This is a genomic window from Hymenobacter fodinae (assembly GCF_004745825.1).
GTDB lineage: Bacteria > Bacteroidota > Bacteroidia > Cytophagales > Hymenobacteraceae > Hymenobacter > Hymenobacter fodinae.
On the sequence record NZ_SRLA01000001.1, the window covers coordinates 617,182 to 640,031 of the forward strand.

General features: G+C 54.0%; 16 protein-coding genes and 1 tRNA gene. 8 read left to right on the plus strand and 9 right to left on the minus strand.

Going from position 1 to position 22,850, the window contains the following annotated elements; all coding sequences use genetic code 11:
- Positions 1 to 22: 22 nt before the first annotated feature.
- Positions 23 to 265: a hypothetical protein gene (locus EU556_RS02645; RefSeq protein WP_135430768.1), complete on the minus strand. Its 243-nt coding sequence runs from the start codon at positions 263 to 265 to the stop codon at positions 23 to 25.
- A 392-nt stretch (positions 266 to 657) separates the two neighbouring features.
- On the opposite strand from EU556_RS02645, the gene EU556_RS02650 reads away from it, so the two are divergent.
- Positions 658 to 1,173 carry an acyl-CoA thioesterase gene (locus EU556_RS02650; protein WP_135430770.1) on the plus strand — a complete coding sequence of 172 codons (516 nt, stop codon included), beginning with the start codon at positions 658 to 660 and terminating at the stop codon, positions 1,171 to 1,173.
- Between the two features lie 157 nt (positions 1,174 to 1,330).
- Entirely contained in the window at positions 1,331 to 1,897 is a 567-nt protein-coding gene (locus EU556_RS02655; protein ID WP_135430772.1) for a type 1 glutamine amidotransferase domain-containing protein, read from the plus strand.
- Positions 1,898 to 1,957: 60 nt separating this feature from the next.
- Here the strand turns inward: EU556_RS02655 and EU556_RS02660 are convergent, their stop codons facing one another.
- Complete coding sequence (locus EU556_RS02660) at positions 1,958 to 2,467, minus strand: DUF6992 family protein (protein ID WP_135430774.1); 510 nt, start codon at positions 2,465 to 2,467, stop codon at positions 1,958 to 1,960.
- A gap of 108 nt (positions 2,468 to 2,575) precedes the next feature.
- Positions 2,576 to 3,277 carry a porin family protein gene (locus EU556_RS02665; RefSeq protein ID WP_167855420.1) on the minus strand — a complete coding sequence of 234 codons (702 nt, stop codon included), beginning with the start codon at positions 3,275 to 3,277 and terminating at the stop codon, positions 2,576 to 2,578.
- A 218-nt stretch (positions 3,278 to 3,495) separates the two neighbouring features.
- On the opposite strand from EU556_RS02665, the gene EU556_RS02670 reads away from it, so the two are divergent.
- The 4 genes from EU556_RS02670 (at position 3,496) to EU556_RS02685 (ending at position 10,063) form a co-directional block, all read left to right on the plus strand.
- Positions 3,496 to 3,570: transfer RNA gene (locus tag EU556_RS02670), tRNA-Val, on the plus strand.
- Positions 3,571 to 4,203: 633 nt separating this feature from the next.
- Positions 4,204 to 7,413 (plus strand): SusC/RagA family TonB-linked outer membrane protein, encoded by a 3,210-nt coding sequence (locus tag EU556_RS02675; protein ID WP_135430778.1) that lies wholly within the window; start codon positions 4,204 to 4,206, stop codon positions 7,411 to 7,413.
- A 16-nt stretch (positions 7,414 to 7,429) separates the two neighbouring features.
- On the plus strand, positions 7,430 to 8,947 hold the full coding sequence (locus EU556_RS02680) for a RagB/SusD family nutrient uptake outer membrane protein (protein ID WP_135430780.1): 1,518 nt from the start codon (positions 7,430 to 7,432) through the stop codon (positions 8,945 to 8,947).
- A 207-nt stretch (positions 8,948 to 9,154) separates the two neighbouring features.
- Positions 9,155 to 10,063: a histone deacetylase family protein gene (locus EU556_RS02685; protein ID WP_135430782.1), complete on the plus strand. Its 909-nt coding sequence runs from the start codon at positions 9,155 to 9,157 to the stop codon at positions 10,061 to 10,063.
- A gap of 74 nt (positions 10,064 to 10,137) precedes the next feature.
- Here EU556_RS02685 and EU556_RS02690 read toward each other — a convergent pair whose 3' ends face one another.
- The 3 genes from EU556_RS02690 to EU556_RS02700 all read right to left on the minus strand — a co-directional run bounded on the left by EU556_RS02690 (position 10,138) and on the right by EU556_RS02700 (position 13,290).
- Positions 10,138 to 10,839 carry a methyltransferase domain-containing protein gene (locus tag EU556_RS02690; RefSeq protein ID WP_245327378.1) on the minus strand — a complete coding sequence of 234 codons (702 nt, stop codon included), beginning with the start codon at positions 10,837 to 10,839 and terminating at the stop codon, positions 10,138 to 10,140.
- 27 nt (positions 10,840 to 10,866) lie between these two features.
- Positions 10,867 to 12,045: a type III polyketide synthase gene (locus EU556_RS02695; protein ID WP_135430784.1), complete on the minus strand. Its 1,179-nt coding sequence runs from the start codon at positions 12,043 to 12,045 to the stop codon at positions 10,867 to 10,869.
- Positions 12,046 to 12,174: 129 nt separating this feature from the next.
- Positions 12,175 to 13,290: an NAD(P)/FAD-dependent oxidoreductase gene (locus tag EU556_RS02700; protein ID WP_135430785.1), complete on the minus strand. Its 1,116-nt coding sequence runs from the start codon at positions 13,288 to 13,290 to the stop codon at positions 12,175 to 12,177.
- Between the two features lie 223 nt (positions 13,291 to 13,513).
- Between EU556_RS02700 and EU556_RS02705 the strand changes: the two genes are divergently transcribed.
- The gene (locus EU556_RS02705) at positions 13,514 to 13,849 is read left to right on the plus strand and encodes a T9SS type A sorting domain-containing protein (protein WP_167855421.1); all 336 of its coding nucleotides are present in this window, start codon (positions 13,514 to 13,516) and stop codon (positions 13,847 to 13,849) included.
- A 349-nt stretch (positions 13,850 to 14,198) separates the two neighbouring features.
- On the opposite strand, the gene EU556_RS02710 is transcribed toward EU556_RS02705, so the two are convergent.
- From EU556_RS02710 to EU556_RS02720, 3 genes are read right to left on the minus strand one after another with little or no spacing between them, the layout of a single operon-like run.
- Complete coding sequence (locus EU556_RS02710; RefSeq protein WP_135430789.1) at positions 14,199 to 15,260, minus strand: flavin-containing monooxygenase; 1,062 nt, start codon at positions 15,258 to 15,260, stop codon at positions 14,199 to 14,201.
- Positions 15,261 to 15,275: 15 nt separating this feature from the next.
- On the minus strand, positions 15,276 to 18,860 hold the full coding sequence (locus tag EU556_RS02715) for a PAS domain S-box protein (RefSeq protein WP_135430791.1): 3,585 nt from the start codon (positions 18,858 to 18,860) through the stop codon (positions 15,276 to 15,278).
- Between the two features lie 24 nt (positions 18,861 to 18,884).
- Entirely contained in the window at positions 18,885 to 20,255 is a 1,371-nt protein-coding gene (locus EU556_RS02720) for a sigma-54-dependent transcriptional regulator (protein WP_135430793.1), read from the minus strand.
- Positions 20,256 to 20,618: 363 nt separating this feature from the next.
- Here EU556_RS02720 and EU556_RS02725 point away from each other — a divergent pair, with 363 nt between their 5' ends.
- The gene (locus EU556_RS02725) at positions 20,619 to 22,799 is read left to right on the plus strand and encodes a T9SS type A sorting domain-containing protein (RefSeq protein ID WP_210116208.1); all 2,181 of its coding nucleotides are present in this window, start codon (positions 20,619 to 20,621) and stop codon (positions 22,797 to 22,799) included.
- The last annotated feature ends 51 nt before the right edge of the window (positions 22,800 to 22,850 follow it).

A 22,850-nucleotide genomic window follows, 5' to 3' on the forward strand; every position in this document is an offset into this window, starting at 1 on the left:
CCCGGGGCCAGTACGCTATGCGTTACTGAAGCTTGCTCGCGCATAGGGCCGTAAATGCCGGGCAGCAGTCCGTTAGCAGGTCCACGGAGTATCCGCCGGGCTCCGGTACTAGCTGCAGCTCGGGGCGGCTGCCATGGTCTGGGCAATACAGGCCTTCTAGCTTCTGGTACAGATGAGCTAAGAGCTGTTCTTCCTGGTTGTAGAGCAGTAGTTGCTTGACAACCTCAACGTTAACATTTTCATTTTGGAAGGTAGAAGTGGGCATACGCAATTGGTTAAGTGGACCAAACAGCCCGCTGCACACTCAGTTATATTCAACTTTTTCCCCACTCTTTCATAGCCTCTTTGCTATGATATAAATAAGCAGTGAAAAAATTGTTATATTGTTGATTTACAGCGAGTAACAAGCTCAAAATATAGGGTTAATTCTGTTTCGAGCAGTAGTATGGCTGGTCGTTTTTTGTTTTTCCTCGGTTTTGGAAGATCAATGCATGCATGTAATAGTTAAGGTGGCCTAGCATAGGCCTTGAAAGAAGCTGATTACATGTCGGCCTCTATGTAGCAGAACCGTATAGCAGTCTACCGACGGGTTTGAGTGCTTATTGAGCCCAATCCAGCGGTAAACTCCCACCTTTGCACCCCATTCGTTTCTTCTTTATGGCTGCTAAATCCTTAGTTCGGACTCCCGAAACCACCCACCGCATCTTGTTTCAGGACTGCGACATGCTAGGCCACCTCAACAACGCGCGTTACCTCGACTATTTCCTTAATGCTCGCGAAGAGCATACCATTCAGCACTACTCCCTCAACCTAGGCCAGTTGGCGCAGCAACTAGGTGCCGGTTGGGTAATTACCAAGCACCATATTGCTTACCTCCGTCCTGCCCAGCACGCCGAAATGGTCCGCATCCGAACCCAGCTCATCCATTTCGATAACTCTAACTTGGTGGTGGAGATGCAAATGCTAAGCGACGACGGCCTACGGCTGAAGGCAGTGCTGTGGTCGGAAATGGCGTTTGTACGCGTACCCGGCGGCACCCGCACCGAGCACTCCGACGACCTAATGGATATGCTGGAGCAACTAGATGTGGAGGATATCAGCTACGACCCCGATGGGTTTGATGAGCGCGTGAAGCGCTTGCGCAAACAGCTCAAGCATGCTCGAAATGAGTAGGGCCGCGGGAGTGGCCTAGGCCACAATTTTATAAGCGCGCAAGCTCAACTATAGCGCCCCAGGCAACAACCCCTGCCTGCTCCTATCGTTAAAGAAAAGCCGAGGCTACCGTGCGTAGCCTCGGCTTTTTAGTTGTTGTACCTAACGTATTTGTACGATGAGTCTCTTTGGAAGCGACGCCCTCAAGGGCAAGAAAATAGCTATTGTTGCCACCGACGGTTTTGAGCAGTCGGAGCTGGAAAAACCCAAGAAATACCTCGAAGGCGAGGGAGCCGAAACCCACGTTATTTCCCTGAAAAGTGGCTCTATCAAGGGCTGGGACGAAAAAGACTGGGGTGATAAAGTGGATGTTGACAAAGTAATTAGCGACGTAAAAGTGGCCGACTACGACGCTCTGGTGCTACCCGGCGGCCAAATGAATCCCGACGTGCTGCGGACTAAACCGGAAGCGGTAAGCTTTATTGGCGAGTTTGTGCGCTCCGGCAAACCCGTAGCCGCCATTTGCCACGGCCCCTGGACGCTCATTGAAGCCGGAGTTGTGCAGGGCAAAACGCTCACCAGCTGGCCTAGCCTCCAAACCGACCTAAAAAATGCCGGCGCTACTTGGGTAGACGAAACGGTGGTGGTTGATGGGAACATTATCACCAGCCGTAACCCCCAAGACATTCCGAACTTCAACGAGAAGATAAAGGAAGCTCTGGTAAAAGACTCGGTGCACGCCTAGGCCTGTAGGATATCAAAAAAGCCCCGCTGGCTACATAGCCAGCGGGGCTTTTTTGATATCCTACGAAACTCGTAATAGTAGCTCGCCGGCCCAGCGGTGATATAGTAGGTAAAAGCCTACATCAAACAAGAACAGAAATGTGCCTTGTACCCACAAGGAGCGCCCAAACCCTAGCAGACGCTCTGGGCGTACCGCGCCAACAGCATGGGCGCGGGCTCGGAGCCAGCTGCCCACGCACACATAGGCCACATCTAGGCCTGCATTGAACAGCAAAATCTTCTCAAACTGAAACTGAGCGGTAAGGCTTTCCGCCAGCGTGAGCCCAGCCACACTAGCAGGATGTGCCCTCAATATTCCCCATACAGCCAATAGGGCATTTACCGCGTTCCAGCCCACGTTCATCAGGTGGAAATGATGAGTTTCTGTTCGGGCGTCGGTTTGCTTGACCATATAGCCGCTCACTAGCAAGTTCAGCAAGGCCCAGGAGCCCAGCACGGCCATACCACGCTCCGCTAGCAGTTCGCGGGCTTGATTAATAGCGGGTAGTATTTCTGAGGATAGAATAGCCAAAGTGGCGACTATGTAAGGAGGGCGGATGATGAGCAGTTGAACGCAAAAGAGGAAGCCACAAGCTTCCTCTTTTACTATACTCTATATGGCAGTCAGAATTAGGCAGGCCTAGTCAGCAATACCGATTCCCACATACACCTGGAACATACCATTCTTAATGTTATTGATGGAGTTTGCCGCGGCATTCTGCGGATCTTTGATGATATCAGCAAAACCGGCGGTGTAACGGCCACCCACCCGCGCCGGACCTACCCGCGCTTCTACACCAGCTGCTAGGCCATAGTCGAGGCTGTTGTAGCTGTAGCCATACACGTTGTTGTCGTCGGCAATCTTACGCTCGGTGCTGCCCTCTTTCACCTTGGTCAGCAACGACACCTGCGGGCCTACATGCACGCTTACGTTGTCGAGGAAGTTGTATACCAGCAGCACGGGCACCTGAATGTAGTCGAGGCGGGTGTCGTAGGTGCCGCGGGAGGCGTACTGCGTAGGGGCACCTTTAAAACCTTGCCGGCTATAAAGCACCTCGGGCTGCAACGAAAACGCGTTGTTGAAGCCAAATTGGGCGTACACCCCGGCGTGGAAGGTATTGTAGATGCCTTCGTTATTGAAGTTCTTTTTGTCGTCGCCGCGGAAGTTAGAAGCCGTGAATCCGCCTTTTACACCGAAGCCATTATTGCGGGAAGCGCTGCTACCCGGAGAGTAGTCAGTAGATGATGCAAGCCGGCCAGAGCGTGGGCCCGTAGTTTGATCTTGGGCAACGGCCGCAGCACTTACCGCGGATAATGAGAGGAGAAGAGCTATTTTTTTCATAAAAGGAGGGAGGGAGCAGTGAAGCACAGAGAAGCAAGACCAATCCGGTGATGAATAACACCGGGGGAGCATCGGTAAAGTGCTATACTATCGTGCCGTCAGAAGGTTACAGCTGTCCGCTACCTGAAGCATAAATTTTGCACCTAGGTCATACAGAAAAAATCAACTATAATGATACCTTTGGCTCTTTACGGCCGCCGCCAGCATGGCTTTGTAAGGGGGTGTTAGCTCAGTTGGTTTAGAGCACTACCTCGACAAGGTAGGGGTCACTGGTTCGAGCCCAGTACGCCCCACTTCAAAGCCACCTGCCCCGCTGTCATTGAGTACGCTCATGGCCTTTTTGGGGCAGTACGAATCTCTAGAAAGCCCGACCGCAAGGTTGGGCTTTTGCGTTTAGGGGCTCTATGAATCATTCGAGACCTCTAAACCGGGCAACTAGCTGAGAATAAATTTGTAACACTACGCAATCTTAAGTTGTGATATTACTGATAGTACCCATCCAAGATGAGTGAGTAAGTCTATAGTCCATTGACATCAGGATAATAGTTAGTGAAGAAACAGCACTGAATACTTAGGGATAAGTAAAAATTAAGGTTAAAAACAATTTCGTTAATCGAGTAAAAGCTGTTGTTCGGAGCTTTTGCTGTTGTGTTTACCTAACGCAGAGCATTAACAAACTTATGGTAAGAGTAAGATGAAGGTAGTAATGGGCTTAAAACGGCACGTTTTCAAAGTCTGTTCAGCGCCATTATTATTTATTGTTTTTTCAATAAAGTAAGTGCTAACTCATTTATATAGGTGTGTTAATGTCTTTGAATAAAAGGCCATTTTAATTAAAAATTAACGTGATATATTTTGCTTAAGTTATGAATGTGTTACTTCTTGGGGTCAATAATTGGAATAAATTCAAAACCCAAGTAGAACACATGAGGAAAACATTACTGTTATTTCCCTTCACGGTTCTTGCAGTAGCCAGCCACGACGTGGCTGCTCAAAACCGCACTGTAACCGGACAAGTGGTCGGAACCGATGGTGCAGCAATACCGGGGGCTACCGTAATAGTGAAGGGCGGCTCACAGGGCACATCAACCGATTCTGATGGCCGGTATTCTTTATCGGTGCCGAACACGGCTAGTGCGTTGGTGTTTTCATTTATTGGCTACGCTTCTAAAGAGGTAGCTATTGGCACACAGTCTAGTATTAATGTTACTCTCGCCAATGGCTCTACTGGCCTTGATGAAGTAGTAGTTGTAGGCTACGGAACCCAGTCCCGTCGGGACTTGACAGGTTCAGTAGCTACTGTTACGGCTGCCCAGATTGCCAATAAGCCAGTGCAAAGCTTTGAGCAGGCGCTACAGGGGCAAGCCTCTGGTGTGAACATCACTACACCCAACGGGGTGCTCAATGCACCGCCAGTGGTACGTATCCGCGGGGTGAATTCCATTAGCCTGAGTTCGGCACCATTGTACGTAATTGATGGTATTCCAGCGTTTAGCGGCAACAGCTCGGCCGTAGGTAGTGTGCCCAACAACCCACTCAGTAATATCAACCCCAATGATATTGAGAGTGTGGAAGTGCTGAAAGATGCTTCTGCTACTGCCATTTATGGTTCTCGTGCGGCAGGCGGTGTTATCTTGGTAACCACCAAGCGCGGCAAGAAAGGCCAGAGCAAACTCTCAGTAGATTCATGGGCTGGCTGGACTGAGCCGGTACGCCTCTACGATGTACTGAACACCGCACAGTACATGGAGATTAAGAACGAAGCAGTTCGGAACCTGAATGCCAACCTAGTGGCTCAGGGTCTGAACCCTACCGCTATTGAAGGTTTCCGGCCTACGCTGGATGCCAATGGTAACACTGTGGATACGCGTTGGTATGACTATATCTACCGTACGGGCTTCTCTACGTCCAACAACATCAACTTCAGCGGCGGCAGCGAGAAAACCTCATACTACACGTCGGTAGGCTACACCGACCAGAAGGGTATGCTGGAAGGCAACTCGTTTAAACGAGCATCGGGCCGTATCAATATCGACCACAAAGTCTTTTCTCGTTTCACGGTAGGCTTGCGCGCTGGCTATACTAATTCACGCACTGCCTCGCCTAACTCGGGTTCGGTAGGTGACGGTGCTTTTGGTACCGCTGGCCTAGGCCGCTTGCCATTGGTGTTACCTCCCAACGTACCGGCTCGCAATCTTGATGGCACTTACAACATTAGTGGCGCGGGTATTGGGCCAGGAGCTAATATCAACCCTACTTCTGCTACGGCTGCCAACCCTAATGGCTCACCACTGCTACCTGGTTACTACAACCCGCTAGTAGACCTTGAGAATAACTACTTCCGCTCAGACGGCAATGAAGTGCAAGGTAGCATCTATGCCAACCTGGAATTAATCAAGGGCCTTAACCTGCGTACTACCTACGGTGTTTACAACATCGCCTTCGAGGACAAAGCCTTCTACACGCCCATTGCCGGCGACCAATACAACGTTGGTCTCGCTCAGAATTTCTACCGCACTAACAAGCGCTGGAACTGGCAGAACACTGTACAGTACGATGTAACCCTAGGTGGCAAGCACAACTTGTCGTTCTTGGCTGGTAACGAAAATCAGAACACCAGCATTGACCGTTGGGGTCTGAACCGCAGCAGCGTGGCCGACCCCTTCTTCACCACACTTCAGGGCGGCTACGTGAACGTAGCATCTGCGGGTAACTTCCAAGGGGAGAACTTTCTGACCTCTTACTTTGGCCGTGTCAACTACAATTTCAATAGCAAGTACTTGGCCACTATTAATGTGCGCCGCGACGGTTACTCTGCTTGGGCTAAAAAGTGGGGCAACTTCTATGGTGCTTCGGTAGGGTATGCTATTTCGGAGGAAGACTTCTGGAAGAATTCATCCGCGCTCAGCAAAATTAGTTTCCTTAAATTCACGGGCAGCTACGGCGAAGTTGGTAACAACCAAGGCATCGACGATTATGCCTCCCTGCGCCTCTATGATGCTGGCTTATACGGCCCGAGCCCCACTTTCTATCTGAGTGGCGTTGGTAACCCCAATCTAACCTGGGAAACCAGCAAGAAAACAGATGTGGGTGTATCATTTGGCCTTCTCGACGACCGAATTACTGGCGACGTGGCCTACTACCGCAACTTGGTAGATGGCTTGATCTTGCAAATTCCGCAGGCTCCTTCTCGCGGTATTCCAGGTGGCACCATTCCTAGCAACGTAGGTTCGATGCGTAATACCGGGATTGAAATCAATTTGCGGGTAGATGCCATCCGCAAAACAAATTTCACCTGGTCGATTAATGCCAACCTAACTACGCTGAAGAACCGGGTGCTAGCCCTGGCCTCGGAAGGGCAGCGTATTGGTACGGCCACCTCAGGCCTAGAAACGGTAAACTACACGAAGGCTGGCCAGTCGGTTGGTGAAATTCTGGCAGTTCGTTCTCTAGGTGTAAATCCGGCAAACGGTCGGCGCCTGATTCAACTTCGTAATGATGATGGTACCTTTACAACGGTACAATACAACCACTCTTCCACTTCCACCGGCAACGGCTGGACTACATTAGACGGTCGGAACTCCCGCGCCCCTAACCAGCTGGTTGACGGTGAATATTTCGGCCCAGTATTGCCAACCTGGTTCGGTGGCTTCGACAACACGTTCCGTTACAAAAACTTCGACTTGGGCGTGTTTGTGCAGTTTTCGGGCGGCAACTATATCTACAACGGTACCAAAGCCGGTTTGCACGACCAGCGCTTCTGGAACAACGACGTGGATATTCTGGAACGCTGGACGGAAACTAATACCAATGCCAAATGGCCCCGCGTGGTATACGGCGATAATACGTCGAACGGCTCGGCCCTGATTATGTCGACCAACGTGGAGAAGGGAGACTTCGCCCGTCTGCGCAACGTGTCGCTGGGATATAACCTGCAGCCAACCTTTGTCAGCCGGTTTGGAGTGAGTTCGGCCCGCTTCTACGTACAGGTGCAAAACGCAGCCCTGTTGACTAAATACTCCGGCATTGACCCCGAGATTTCCACGAACGGCGCCTCTAACACGGGTGCTGGCGTCGACCGTAATTCAGTAGGGCAAGCGCGCACCTACACGGTAGGGTTCAATATCGGCTTCTAATAATCCTCTGCACTAGATGAAAAATATCAAGCATACCCTAGCGCTAGGCCTAGTTACAGCAATGTTGGGCTTAAGCACTACCTCTTGCGAGGATCGTTTAAATCCGGCCCCAGTAGCCTCTCTAAATAGCGAGGTAGCCTTTGATACTCCTTCTCGCGTGTTGCTGCAAGTCAACAACATGTACGACTATATGAAGGCTGGCAACTTCTTGGGAGGCCGCTACCAAGTGTATGGCGACATCCGGGCGAATGACTTTCTAAACCGGACGTCTAACCTGGTAACTGGAGCCGCCGTATGGCAGCACACTGTCACTGAATCATCCCAGAACGACGTAATTAATATGTGGGGTGCCGGCTACTCAGCCATCAACCAGATAAACGTCTTTTTGGCGGGACTTGAAGCTAATTCGGCCAAGTTTACGGCCACTCCATTCCCTAGTGACTTCCCAGCTACTGCTACGTCGTACGCCGCGGAAGGCCGGTTTCTGCGGGCTCTTGCCTACTACTCGCTGTTACAATTCTATGCCCGCCCCTATACGGACGGCAACGGCAACAAGCCTGGTTTGCCCCTGCGCCTAAAAGCAGAGGTGGACTTGGGTAATAACGATTTGGCTCGTTCCACGGTAGCGGAGGTGTACACTCAAATTCTGGCAGACCTAAACTTTGCTGAGCAGAATCTGCCACTTACAAACAGTGCATCTAACGTTACCCGGGCGCACCGCAATACGGCTATTGCCCTCAAAACCCGTGTGTACCTGAGCATGGCCCGCTACGCTGATGTGGTAACGGAGGCCAACAAAATTGTTTCGGCCACAGCTCCTTTCCGGGCTGCTACTGGGGTGCAACACGCATTACAGCCAAGCATTACCACCGTTTTCGTTGGTAACCAGTCCAGCACGGAAAGCATTCTGTCGTTCCCGTTTACCCCGCAGGATGCCCCCGGTACGCAAAACCAGTTGGCCTTCTATTTCCTGCCAAACTCACAAGGTGGCGGGGGCGAGTACAGCCTGAATGCCAATGGTGTACTCAGTGATCCTCGCTTTCTGGCCACCGATGAGCGGAACACTAGCTTCGTAACCCGCGTTAGCAACGTTCCTTACCTGCGCAAGTATCAGAACGGGGCACTGGCACCAGCTCCCTACACCGATAATGCCCCGGTGATTCGCTACTCGGAGGTGTTGCTAAACCTGGCCGAGGCACTTGCTCGCACCGAGGGTGCTAGCAGCACCCGCGCGTTGGCCCTGCTCAACGCGGTACGGGTACGGTCTAATCCACCGCCCAACGCCACTACTCCCTCACCCGCTGAGTATAAGGCGGACAGCTTCTCTTCTACTTTTAGCATTATTGATGCTATCCTTCTGGAGCGGCGCATCGAGTTTTTGGGCGAAGGCCTGCGCAACAACGACCTCATGCGTTTGCAGCAGACCATTCCGGCTAAGGCCACGATAAGCGCGGTGCCCCCCACCGCTGCACTCTACATCTGGCCCATCCCAAACACCGAATTGGCAACTAATAACTTAATGACTCGCAACTAACGACTTGTTAGGAATGCTTCACGCAAAAAGGCTTTCTCGATATCGAGAAAGCCTTTTTTGTAATTAGGATGGATAAGATGAGGGGTGATGGATCGATGTAAGCCACTGAGTAAGACTGAGTAAGTATAGGGGCTAGGTATGTCGTAGGCAGTTTAGCATAGAAGAGTGGCCTAGAACAATGCTGGAGGCTGACAGTTTTTGAGGTCTATGCTCTCTATCGCTTGCGCGCCACTCTATGCCCACCCGCTACCCGCCAATCACCGTTTTCCTATGCTCAAATACGAGTTGCTGCCGGAGCAACTCGTGCGCGAAGGAACAGTGCCGGAAAGTGCTTTCTTCCATCCTGAGCTGCCCAGCGAAGCTACTATACTACTCACGCATGATGCTGAGTACTACCAACGGCTACAGCAGGGGGGCTTAACCCGACAAGAGGAGCGGGCTACTGGTTTTCCATGGAGCCCGCAGTTGGTTGAGCGCGAAGTCACTATTCTGGGCGGCACGGTTGCCTGTGTGCATCGGGCGTTGAGGCATGGCGTGGCTCTCAACATAGCCGGGGGTACCCACCATGCCTTCCGCGACCGGGGGGAGGGATTTTGTTTGCTCAACGACCAAGCCGCAGCCGCCAATTATTTGCTAGGCCACCCAGAACTTGGGGTAAGCCGCGTGCTCATCATAGACTTGGATGTGCACCAGGGCAATGGTACAGCCGCTATATTCGCTCAGGAGCCCAGGGTATTTACGTTTAGCATGCATGGGGCGCGCAACTACCCTCACCGCAAGGAGCACTCCGACCTTGATCTGCCCCTGCCCGACGGTACTGACGACACAGCCTACTTAGCTTTATTGCGCAATACGCTGCCGAGGCTACTGCAAGAGCATCAACCCGACTTTGTGTTTTACCTCAGCGGAGTAGATGTGTTGGCTACCGATAAGCTAGGCCACCTTGCGCTTACCCGAGAAGGTTGCCGCCAGCGCGACCAGTACGTATTGCAAACCTGTCAGCAGCACCGCTTACCCGTAGTAGTGTGCATGGGAGGCGGCTACTCCCCGCGCATCGCTGATATTGTGGAAGCACACGCTAACACGTTTCGGGTAGCTGCTGATTTGTGGGGGTAACAAGCAGTGCGGCTAGTTGAGCTAAAGAACTTAAGTGGCCTAGTAATGCCAGAGAGCGAGAGCAACTCCCTGTGCTAGGTAATTATAACCTGCCAGCGGAAGGCCCACCGCCACCGTAAGGTGTAACGTGCAATACCTGCCGCGGCTAAGATTTGCTGCCACTCTAGGCGGGAAAAAGCCCTGGCTACCGAAAGGGGAGCATCGTGCTGAACCAAATAGGAGCCCCGGAATAGGCGCGTAAGCCAGCGAATGCTATAGTAGGCCAGGGGATGGCGATGTAAATCGTTGATAACAACTGCAAGCTGGGCCTGCTGCTGCCAGCGCGGGAGCATAGCCACCAACTGCGCCGAGGAGAAGTGATGACAAAACAAGCTGGCGGTCAGAATATCGTAAGGCTGCTGCTGAAAATCAGGAGAGAAGATGTCGGCCTGTTGGTAGGTGATTTCTGGGTAGGCTGTGCTTTTGCTGGTGGCGTAGTCTAGCATGAAGGCATTGGCATCAATACCTGTTAGCTCTACGGGCACTTGGTGCTGGCGGGCCCAGCGGGCAATCTGGCGCAGGGTGTCGCCGCCACCGCTGCCCAGGTCGGCGAGCCGCAGGGGGCGGCCAGTCGGGAAATGGGGGCGTAGCCGTTCAAGCGCATCCAGAATGGGTGCGTAGCCACCTAGCCAGGTGTTGATAGTTTCTAGCTCATCGAGGTTGCGACGTAGATCGTCGGAAGCCAGAGTGAGGTCATCCATCAGCTCTTCGGCCGTAGCGCGCTGGGCTAAGTTCATGCAGCGAAAGGCAGAGAAAAGACCAACTTAGATACTAGCAGTAGCCGCCAACGCCTCTGGATAAATGGCAGCTTTTTGTTGGGTAGCAACCGTTTCAGCCGTTACTACTTTCAACAGCATGGCTTCCAGGGTTAACCCCGGTCCAAAGGCAAAGCTTAGCACGGGGGCACCCACGTCGGTGGGGGAGAGGCTATGCAGGAGCTTCTGCAGAACGAACAGCACCGTCGCCGACGACATATTGCCGTAGTCGCGCAGCACTTCGTACGCAAACCGGTTGTCGTGGGTGGAGAGGCCTAGCTCCTGCTCAATGGTTTCTAAAATCTTGCGGCCGCCCGGGTGAATAGCAAAGGCATGAATATCGGAGAGCTCTACGGGCAGGTTAGCCAATAGCTGATCAGTGAGGTGCCGGATACCCCGCTGAATCAGGTGAGGCACGTACGACGACAGCGTCATCTCAAACCCAAAATTGTTGATGTGCCAAGCCATATCCTGGTGCCCGTCAGGCTCTAGGCCACAGTGAAAGGCCTCAAGAGACAGACTAACGCCTTGTTGCGCGGGCTTACCCAGCACGATGGCCGCCGCCGCCCCATCGCCAAACAGCGCATTAGAAACTAAGTGGTCGTCTTCGTGGCTTTTTTGGAAATGGAGCGTGCAAAGCTCCGTACTTACAATCAGCACCTGGGCATTGCTATCGGCGCGGCAGAAGGCATTGGCTAGCTTCAGGGCATTCACAGCCGCGTAGCAACCCATAAAATTTACGCACGTCCGCTGCACATTGGGGTTAAGGCCTAGCGTGGCCACCAGCTCAATATCCAGGCCTGGCGCGTACATGCCTGTGCAGCTCACCGTCACTAAGTGCGTGATACCGCTCAAGCTCAGAGTGGGCTGCTGGCGCAGGCACTCTCGCACGGCCTGCACCGAGAGCGGGAGGGCGTGCTGCCGGTACTGCGCCATGCGCTGGCCCACCGTTGGGAAGGGCTCCAAATCTGGGGTGTTTGGAAAGAACTCATACTGACCTAGCTCGCGCCCGTAGTCCGGCAGAACTGAGTAGCGGTGTGCAATTCCCGAGACCCGATACAGCGCCCGAAGCTTGCGTGTATCGGCATCGTTGAGCTGCAAAGCGCCCGCCATAAAGCTGGCAATCTGGGGCTGCGGAATACGGTGAGGCGGGTTGGCAGTGCCGATGGCACACAGGTAGCTGGTCATTAATCGAAGTTTACGCAAATTCCCTGCGCTGCGCTGCCTCTAACTACAAAATGCTAAATCCTGTAAGGTGAGTGAGGCGCTGCTAGGCGAAAAGACCTTAGGCGCTAGGTCACTTCGCAGGCGTTGCCTCTACCACGCTTGGCCGTGGGTGCGTTGCATTAGGGCGCGAATGCCTGCGGGCCAAAAACGAAGCGTACCCACAACGGCCTCGCTTAGTATGGGCTGGCCAAATAAGTGCTGAATAGCCCGGCCCACCCGTAGGCGCTGACCAAAGTGCTGCTGCCACTCACACTGGTAGGCTGCCTCCAACGCCGGGCGTGCTAGGCCACCTTCCAAAAATCTTGCAATGTGATGGGCCGCCACGCTGGCTCCGTGCATGGCCATGGCCATACCGTTGCCGCAGAGCGGCGTAATCAGGCCAGCCGCGTCTCCGCACATCAGCACGTGGTCTTCCACAGCCTGTTTCGGTGCGAAGGATATTTCATTGATTACTTCGGGCTGCGGATACAGAAACTCCGCTTCCTGAAAGATGCGGCGAAGCAAGGGGTTGCGGGCCAGCACGTTTTTTTCGAGGGCCGGAATAGTGCCGTGTTCTTTCAGCTTTTGGCGCGTAGTCAGGTAGCAGAAGCAGTATTTGTTATCCTCAATGGCGGAAATACCCGCGTAGCCATCAGCAAAATTGTGCAAGGCAATCAGGTCGCGGGGCTGGTCGTAGCGCAGGTGGTATTTCACGCCCAGGTAAGGCGAGCGTTGCTGAAAGAATGAGCGCTGCAGTTGCCGGTCGAGAGTGCTACGCTTGCCATAAGCCCCTAGCGCCACTCTGGCGCGCAACCGCTGACCATCCGATAGCTCTACCACGTGCTCATCGGTGGCTGCCTCATACTGAACGGCGGTAACGGTGGTGCCCAGTCGCACATCGGCACCGCGGGCCTGCGCGAGTTGGTATAGATATTCATCTAGTACATAGCGGCTGATACCGAATCCACCCAGGTCGAGGGGCGCGGTTAGTATCCGCCCAGCCGGCGAGCTAAGCTGAAACTCGCTGATGCGGGCAGGCATCAGCTGATCGGGGGAAGCATTTAGGCGCTCTAAGTAAGGCAGCACCTCGTTGGAGATGTACTCGCCGCACACCCGGTGGAAGGGATACTGCCGACGCTCTAGCAGCGTAACTGCGTAACCGCGTCCCAGGAGGTCGAGGGCTGCACAGAGACCAGCTAGGCCTCCGCCGATAATGACAACGTCCAACTTTATTCGTCAGGTAAAGGGGTGAAACAGAAGATTAAACCTGTTCTTTTATCGAAGATGCGTTATATTCCGATGGGTCAAACAAAATACCCTATTACCTTTGCCAACCTAATTTAGTGCCGCCCGTTATTGCTAGTCAGCGCTCCCACGCATCTCACCCTCACGAGCCCTTATGATGAAACGCTTACGCTTCTTTTGCTTACTCACCCTACTTGTTGGCGGAATGTTGCAGCGGTCAGTGTCGCAGGCAGCGGCCCAACCCAGCACTACGCCCGTGGCTAAGACAGCCGTGCGCCCTACTGGAGAAGAAAAGGCGCTGTTGGTGTATCCAAATCCAAGCACGGGGATTGTGCATATTGCCATTAATGGGTTTGAGGGGCGGAAGCTGGAGTTACGGGTATTAAACGTAATTGGCTCAGTGCTGTATCGGGAATCCCTCTCAGAACTGAACGACCGTTACGTGAAGGTGCTGGATTTGAGTAAGTTTACCAGTGGGCTCTACTACATCAAGCTGGAAACCGATTCGGACAGTGAGATGCGTAAACTGGTAATTCGCTAGGCAAGTCATCGTCAGTTCCTCCGCAAAGGCAGCCCGCACGGCTGCCTTTTTAGGTTGGTCACAAAAAAAGCGCTCCAGGTTCGGAGCGCTTTCTGTTTGTCAGGACAAGGCAGCTTAGCGGCCGTTGTTTGCCCGAACTGGTACGGGCTTCAGCATGTCCTTCACGTTATTCACCGTGTCAAGCGCCAGCAAAGCGGTAACCAGCATTATTCCGAAAAAAATCAGGAGCGTCATACAAAAGAGAATTTAAGGCAAAAAGAATTCCTGGTACACCTACTGAGTCACCAATAGTATCTGGTACAAGGTACACTACACTAACCCCGAAAACCATGCTGGAGTTTCAGCATAATTATGTGCTTTCCAGCAATTGTTGTACCACATAGCAGGCATCGGCTCCGGCCCCACCCATTAGCGCGGACCGACGACTACTGAGCCAGTCGAGGCCCAGGAAGGCCAGCCCAGGTACCGGTGATATTCCCTTTGAGTGTCGTGGCTCGCCGGTGGGGCTAAGAGCTGCCGGCAAGTGCAGCCACGAATAGTTGGGGCGGTACCCCGTAGCCCATACCACGGCGGCCAAGGTAGGCGTCGTAATACCCCGCCCCACTAGGCCACCCTCGGCGGTGGCTGCCATGGCCCGCCCAATAAACTGCACAGTAGGCATGCGCTGTAACCGCCGCAAATCAGCGCGAACAACCGGCTCGGGTTGTCGGCGCATGAAGCGGCCTAGCCAGCTCTGAGTGGGTGCCTCCAGCAATCCAGTACTCAACAAGCCTACCCACATGGCTGTGTTGTTGGGCATGGCGGGCGTTTTCTCATCGAAAGCTACATACACCGTGTGGCCGTGCGTAGCTAAATCGGCGGCAATTTGTAGGGCGGAGTTACCACTGCCTACTACTGCCACTGGGTTACCAGGTACCTGGCTGGGCTCATTGTACCCGCTGCTGTGCAGTTGCCTGACGGTAGGAGGGAGGTTAGTGGCAAAGGGCGGAATGCTGGGGGTGGAGTATGGCCCTGTGCACACAATGACCCGGCGCGTGTGGTAGCAATTGCCAGCGGCCGTATGCACCTCAAACTCACCCGTAGTGGTAGGCTGCACGTTGGTTACTCGCTGGTCGGTTTCAATGGCCAAGTGAAAATGCTCGGCATACTGGCGCAGGTAGTCTGCAGCTTCGTCTTTGGTTGGGTAGCGCAACCTCTTCCCGGGCCAGGGTAGGCCAGGTAGGCCACTCGCCCAGGCCGGTGAAAACAACCGCAGCGAAGCATACCGGGTAGCCCACACGTGGCCCACCGCCGGCCGCTCATCAAGCACCACGTAAGAAGCCTGCCGCTGCTGCAGATAGTAGGCAGCAGCCAAACCCGCTTGCCCAGCTCCAATAACTACCGCGTCAAGAACCTTACCCAAAGACGTCATGCCGTACTAACAGGCTTACGCCGGAAATTCCTCGCGCAGCTGGCTAATTGCCTCGTCAGTGGTTTGGCGTACCTGCGTAACCCAAGTGGCAAGCTCTTCAAAACTAGGGGTATCTACCTCGGCGTTGGCCTTTTCCAAATTGCGTAGCACCTGATGAAGGCGTTGCACGCCTAGGCCATCAACGGAGCTTTTCAAGTGGTGAGCCGCCGCTGCAATCTGAACTCGGTTCTGGTCGTGCAGGCCAGCCTCCAGTTTGGCTACAACCGCAGGAGTAGTTTGGATAAAGATGTTCACTAGGCGCCGCACAAAGCCTTCGTCGGAATTGGAGTGCCGACGAAGTGCGCTCAGGTCGTAGAGTGGGGCCGTGTCCTCGGCGGCGGGCTGAGGCTCTGGTAACGAGGTGGGCTCCGGAGTTGGCGGCACTCCGCCATTCAGCAGACTGGAAATTGTGCGGAACAGGTCCTGCTCGCGGAAGGGTTTGGAAAGGTAGGCGTCTAGGCCTGCTTGTAGGTAGCGCTCAGCCTCGCCCCGCATGGCGTGGGCGGTGAGGGCCACTACCGGCGTGGCCGCGCGGGCCGCATCGGGATGCTCCCGCAGCAGGCGCGTGGTGGCCATGCCATCTAGGCCAGGCATCTGAATGTCCATTAGCACCACGTCGTAAGTCCGGCGACGGAACATGGCCAGCGCTTCCGGGCCCGAACCGGCCACATCTACTTCCAGGCCCCACCCTTCCAGCATGGTGCGCACTAGCAGCTGGTTTACGGCATTATCCTCGGCCAGCAGTATGCGGCGGCGCCCCAAGCTCTGGTAGTCTGTAATAGGCTCTGCCTCCAATACGGGTGCTTCATCAGTAGCCACCTCAAACGGCAGCGTGAACCGGAAAGTGCTTCCCTTGTGCAGATGACTTTCCGCCGTTAGCTCCCCGCCGAGTAATTCAATGAGGCCCCGCGAAATGCTCAGGCCCAACCCCGAGCCGCCGTATTCCCGGGCCGTACTCGCCGACGCCTGCGCAAATGGCTCAAACATGGCCTGCAGTTGGTGTTCCGGAATACCAATGCCCGTATCGAGCACCGAAAACTGCAGCCGTAGCGGTTCGTTGGGTTTGCTCACGCGCCGGCAGGTAAGCAGCACGTCACCTCGCTCGGTAAACTTCACAGCGTTGTTTAGCAGGTTCAGCAGCACCTGGCGCAAGCGGTATGGGTCGCCAATCACGCGCATCGGCACCTCGGCAGGCGGTAACTGCAGGCGTAAGTTGATACCTTTTTCCGTGGCCGTGTGCAGCAATGACTGGCAGCTAGCTTTCAGTACTTCATCTAGCTGGAATGGCATGGCCTCTACCCGAATCCGGCCCGCGCCAAGCTGTGCCATGTCCAGAATGTCGTTGATTACGACCAGCAGATTTTCTGCGGAGTGGCGAATGTGCTGCAGGTATTGCCGCTGCTGATCATCGAGAGGCGTTTTAGCCAGAAGGTCCGTCAGGCCCATCACACCGTTCATTGGGGTGCGAATTTCATGACTCATATTGGTCAGGAAGTTCTGGCGGGACTGAGCATTTTCCTCTGCTATTTCTTTGGCTTTCTGTAAAGCCCGCTCCGTTTCCTTGAGCGTCGTGATTTCATTGTCTACACCCAGCACCTGCACGGTGCCATCGGCCAGCAGGAAGGGCCGTTTGATGCTATTGAACCAGTGTACCTGCCCTTCCGCCGAGACGAAGGTGTCTTCCTGCGCCAGCTCTTGCTGGGTCCGGATTACTTGCTCGTCGGCAATCCGATAGCGCTGCATGTCCGGAAAGATCTTTACCAGTTCCTCAACCGGGGTCTGCACCAGCTCCTCCGCAGTTAGCTTATACAGCTGGGCTGTGGCTTGGTTGGCCAGCACGTAATTACCGGTAATGTCCTTCAGGTAAATAAGATTAGGAGCTGTATCAATCACCTGCCGGAACAAACGGTTCTGCTCGGCCAGTCGCCGGTTAGCGGAGCGCCGCTGTTCATCGGCTACTTTCCAGCGCGTAATATCCTCAGCCGAGCCTACTACCTGTTGCACATTGCCCTTCGCGTCGCGCTCAAACGGGGTGGTACTAATCCGCAGCCACCGCTCAGATCCATTGCGGTGGTATAGGTAGAACTCCAGGTGCAGCACAACCCCATCGGCGGCTTGGGCCACTTCGGCAAAATGCGCGCGTAGTCGGTCCAGTTGGTCGGAAGGCAACAGGTTGGGCAATACTCGCGGCCCCATGTTCTGCAATTCCTCTTCCGTGTAGCCCAGCATTGTTTTGACGTAGCTGTTGCAGTACACCGTGGATTGCCGGCGGACATCAAAAATGTAGATCAGGTTCGGGGTCGTGTTCGTGATACGGTCCATCAATAGGCGGCTCTGGCGTAGCTGCTCCTCAGTGGTGCGCCGCTCCGTAATGTCAGCTACCGAGCCTACTACCTGCGTTACTTGCCCATCCGCGTTGCGCATGAAGCAAGTGCTCTTCAGGCTCATCCACCGCCAGTGGCCATTGCGGTGAAGCATCCGGTACTCCGAGCTGATAACTTGGCTATCTTCCAGCGCTATGAGTAGCTTCTGCCGGCTTTGCATTGTGCGCAAGTCCTCGGGGTGCAGCAACTGCCGGGCCAGCGCAGGGCCCATGCCCTTCAGCTCCGCTTCTGTATATCCTAGTATTTGCTCACACTGCCGGTTGCAGTACAGCAGCTTGCCCGTGTCCATGTCGTATAGGAACACAATATTGGGCACTGTATCGTTGATTCGAAGGGTAAACAGCTGGTTCCTAACCAACTCTGCCTCTGCCTGTCGGCGGAGGGTAATATCGGTCAGGTAGACATTGGCGCCATTCTCGCAGCCCAGCGGGGCAACGGTCCAGAGGTAAAAGCCCCCATCTAGGCGCAGCTCAAATGTGCGGGGCTGGTTCTCGTCCAGAGCATGGTTGATTTCTTCTGAAAGAATCTTGCGCACTGTTGCCTCGCTGGGAAGTTCGAGGGCAGCCAAGGCCTTGGCCGCTGCTGGGTTGGCGTACCGAGCTTTCCCCGTAGCATCAAAACGAATAATGGGCTGGGGGCTCTGCTCGGCCAGGTCGGAGAGTTCTTGTACTCGCTCCTGGGCCTGCTGACGTACCGTTACATCCTCGTAGCTCCAAATGTGCAGCACCGTTTGCCCATTCTGCACTACCGGGAGGTAATCTTGCTGAATGATGGTGCCATTGTTGAGCTTAAACAACACCCCACTTTCGCGCTGCTGGCCTAGGGTGGCCCTCCGCCGGGCCTCCTGAAACTGGGCGGTGTTCAGGAAGCCCACGGAGCCGTTCTCCAGCAACGCCTCGCTCGACTTGCCCACGTAGTAGCTTGGCGCTTCTGGTAGCCCAAACAGGTCACATATCCGCTGGTTGAGGAGCGTGATGGTGTGCCGGTAGTCTTCGGCCAGAATGGCCGTGCTCATGGTTTGGAGCAGCGCCGCCGCCTGCGCTGCCGCCGCCTGCGAGCGGTTTGTAAACTCTTTCAGCTGTACTTGTGCGTGCTGGGAAGACTGCTGAGCATCCCGGTAGGCCTGTTGAGTACGGCGGAGCAGGCGAGCTAAGTGCCGGTGGCTGATGGAAGTCATAGAGTAGTAGAATAACGGAATTGGTCAGCGCAAGCGGACCTCATTATTCTGTACCATACGATAGATAGTGGACTTACCGATCTGCAATTTGGCAGCAACCTGCAAAATATTACCGTTATGAGCATCTAGGTAACTCTGCACGATGTTAGCCATCTGCGTCCGCAACGACTCGTTTGTAATGCCGTTGCTGGTTTCGGTCCCGTTAGCTGCTCCGTTCCGCAACGATAGGTCTTGGGGTTGGATAGTGTCGCCGTCAGCTAATACAGCGGCCAGCTCCATCACGGCTTTCAACTCCCGCACGTTGCCGGGGAAAGGGTACTGTAGCAGCTTATGTTGCGCGGCGGAGGAGAGTTGGCAAGCAGCCATGTGGTTTTGCTCGCAGAACTCATGCAAGAAGGCCTGGGCTAGCACCAGCACATCTTGCCCACGTTCCCGGAGCGGCGGCAGCATAATGGGCAGGCCTAGCAGACGGTAATACAGGTCTTCCCGGAAACGGCCTTCCTTCACCTCCTGGCCTAGGTCGCGGTGGGTGGCCACCATGAGGCGCGCATCAAACGGAATGCGTGCATTACCGCCCACGCGTGTTACTTCGCGCTCTTGCAGCACTCGCAGCAGTTTGGCTTGCAGGTTCAGCTCTAGGTCGGCAATTTCATCGAGGAAAAGTGTGCCTTTGTGGGCTTCCTCAAACCGACCAATGCGGCGGTTAACCGCCCCCGTAAAGGCTCCTTTTTCGTGCCCAAACAGCTCACTCTCTATTAGCTCGCGCGGTATTGCAGCCACGTTAACCGCCACAAAGGCTCCTTCCCGCCGTTCCGAACGGAAGTGAATTGCCTTGGCTACCAGTTCTTTACCAGTACCCGTTTCTCCGCTTAAGGAAACTGTGATGTTGGTGCGGGCAGCTTTATCAATTAAGCCGTAGAGCTGCTGAATCTGAGGACTCTCGCCCAAAATAGCGCGCTCAGGCGAAAACTTTTGACCAATCTGCTCCCGCAGTCGGTTGTTTTCCCGAGTAAGCGTCAGCTGCTTACGGATGTTGCTCACTGTGTTCCAGAGGCGGTCTACAGTTTCTTCATCCTTAACCAGATAGTCGAAAGCCCCCTGTCGAAGCAACCCAATTGCGGTACGAACATCCTCCTGGCCCGAGATGACAATCACGGCAACCTCGGGCAGCCGCTCCCGAATCTGGCGGAGTACTTGGTCGCCCTGCCCGTCGGGGAGCGAGTAATCTAGGGTAATAATGTCGGGCTTCTCGACTAAGTGATCCAAGCAAGCCTGGGCGGTAGTAAACCGCCGAATACTGTAATCTGGGTTTTGCGCGAGCTTATATTCTAGTAGCTCGCCGTACCAGACGTTGTCTTCAACAATAAAAATGGAGACCGATTGTGAGGTGCTCATTGGAGTAGGGGGATGCATGAGCCGAAAGAGCCTTAATGCAACTTCTACATACGCAGAATGTGACTAAGTAAAATCCTATTTCGGCTTAAGAGTTTTCAGTAGCTCAGAGTGGAGTGAACAGTACGTAGGGTTGCGAGTATAAGCGGGAAATACGGGCTTACCAAAATTTCCCTGAATGAGAAATTGAATCTCTATATGGGATTATATAGGCGCCTGCTTATTGATATAACTATTTGATTATCAGTGGAAAATGCTAATGCCTAAATAATGGTAGCAGAATTGACTGGCTGAAGCAGTAACGCTCTCATACTCAGTAACACTGCTTCTACTATTGCTCACTATTACTCCTGCCACATGAGATCAATGCTATTCACTCGCGTACTGAGCATCGGTTGCCTACTGGTGCTGTTTTCAGGCCTTGGCAGCTGGGTGCAGGCTGCTGGCACACCCTACTACTCAAATAAAGCCCAAGGCTACCGCACCTGCACTACTATAGGTGTAGGCCCTCTAGCCGAAAACATTTGCTACGGCAATGTAGACAATGCTGCACGCGCAGGAGATGCAGACCTTACCAGCTTCGCTACCATGCGTATGCCACTGTTGCTCTATCCAGTGGCTATTCGGATGGATATGCCGGCCGTTGTGCCGAAAAATTATCGGGCGGGAGTTATGATAGGAAGCAGCACGGGCCTCTCTACAATTGGGGCCGTAGTGCTCAGAACATTCCTGAAGGATGCGAACGGCAATTCCCAGTTTCAGGAGGCGCAAGTAGTAACCGACGCGGCTAAAGCCGTATTAGGAACTTCAACCCCCGGCCGGGTTGAGTTTGTGGCTAGCAAACCATTCAACCAGATAGAGATAGAAGCGGGAGCAGTTCTGAATGTCAGCTATGATATAAATGTATACTACGCCTATGGGATTGATGCCAATGTGGTCACCACGGCCACTGGCTATGTATCTCGGTTCAATCAGAACTTGTCGAACTATTATAGCACGGCCATTCAGCCTAATGGCGTAACGGTTTGTGCTAACAGCAACATCAGCAACCCTAATAATGCCGTTGATGGAGACCTTACTAACTACGCTACGTTCGGGTCATTGCTGAACGTTAACTGCCCCAACACTCTGCAAACGCAGTTGGAGGGTAAATCACCGGCAGGGTATCAGGCCGGATTTGTTATTGGCAGCGGAAGCCTGCTCGATGTAAAAGTGCTGTCGGGGCTCACCATTACGACGTATTTAAAAGGAGTGCCGCAGGAAACGGGTTCGGGGGCTCAACTCCTGGATCTGGAGGCGCTATCTGGCGACCAGTATGCCGTTAGCTTCGCATCGAATAAGGAATTTGACCGCGTAGAAATTCGGCAAAACAGCCTGCTTGGAATTGCGGATGACTTGCGCATTTATTACGGTTTTGGCATCGAGCCCAGAGCCTTCCGCGACCAGCAGCCCATCCTCTCTAACTTCTCGAACGCCAGTAACCAGGTCCAGACCAGTCAATATAGATCGGGAAGCATACTGTGCGTAGACTGCGGTACTACCAACCCGCAAAATGCCGCAGACGCTGACCTGAACAACAACTACGCGCAGATAAACAACGGAGTTGGCGTAGGTACTACCACCCGCGTGAAAGTAAAGCTGAATGGGGCTGGCCTAGCCGGAAACACAGCAGGTATGATTTTGGGGGGAGCCGCTGGTTTGCTAGATGCCAACCTGCTATCATCTATCCGCATTAATACGTACTCGGGTGTTAACGGAAGAACCCTGGTAGAAAGCGCCAGTGGCTCAAGTCTATTGAGCCTGGAGTTACTGGCCGACGGGCGGCAGGAAGTGGCATTTGCCACTACCCAAAACTTTGATTGGGTGGAAGTGGAAGTCGCCAGCGGAGTTTCGGCCCTCGACGCCATGAAAATCTATTACGCCTTTGCAGATGACCGGCCCACGGGCTTCCCCAGCAACATTGTAGCACCAGCTCCGCTACCCGTAGAGCTTGTACAATTTAACGCTAGAGCGACCAGCAACGGAGTAGAACTAACTTGGCAAACAGCCTCAGAGCGCAACAGCAGCTATTTTGCTGTGGAGCGCGCCACCGGAGTTGGTAGCAAAGAATTTAAAGCCATTGGACGACTGGCAGCCGCTGGCAGCAGTACCCAACGCCGCGACTACAGCTTGCGTGATGAAGAGGCTGGCCGGCAACAAGCCACAGTGCTCTACTACCGTCTGCGTCAGGTAGATGCTGATGGCACGGAAAGCTACTCACAAGTGGTAGTGGTAAACTGGAAGGCGCAGGCGCAACAAGTAGCGCTGTATCCTAACCCGGCATCGGGTGCTGAGCAGGTACGGGTGGTGCTGCCTGAGACCAGCGCAGAAAACGGTAAAGTGGTGCTATACAATGGACAAGGCCAGGTAGTAGTACAGCGAGATATAGCCAGCCGCGAGGTGGTGCTGCCCACTACTGGCCTAGGCGCCGGAATCTACCAGGTGGTTGTAACGGATGCCGCTAGCCACCGGGTGGCGGTACAGACCCTCGTGGTTAGCTCCCGCTAGGCCTATTCAGCCCCACGTCTATTTGTGTACTATATAGTTCTATCTTCTATT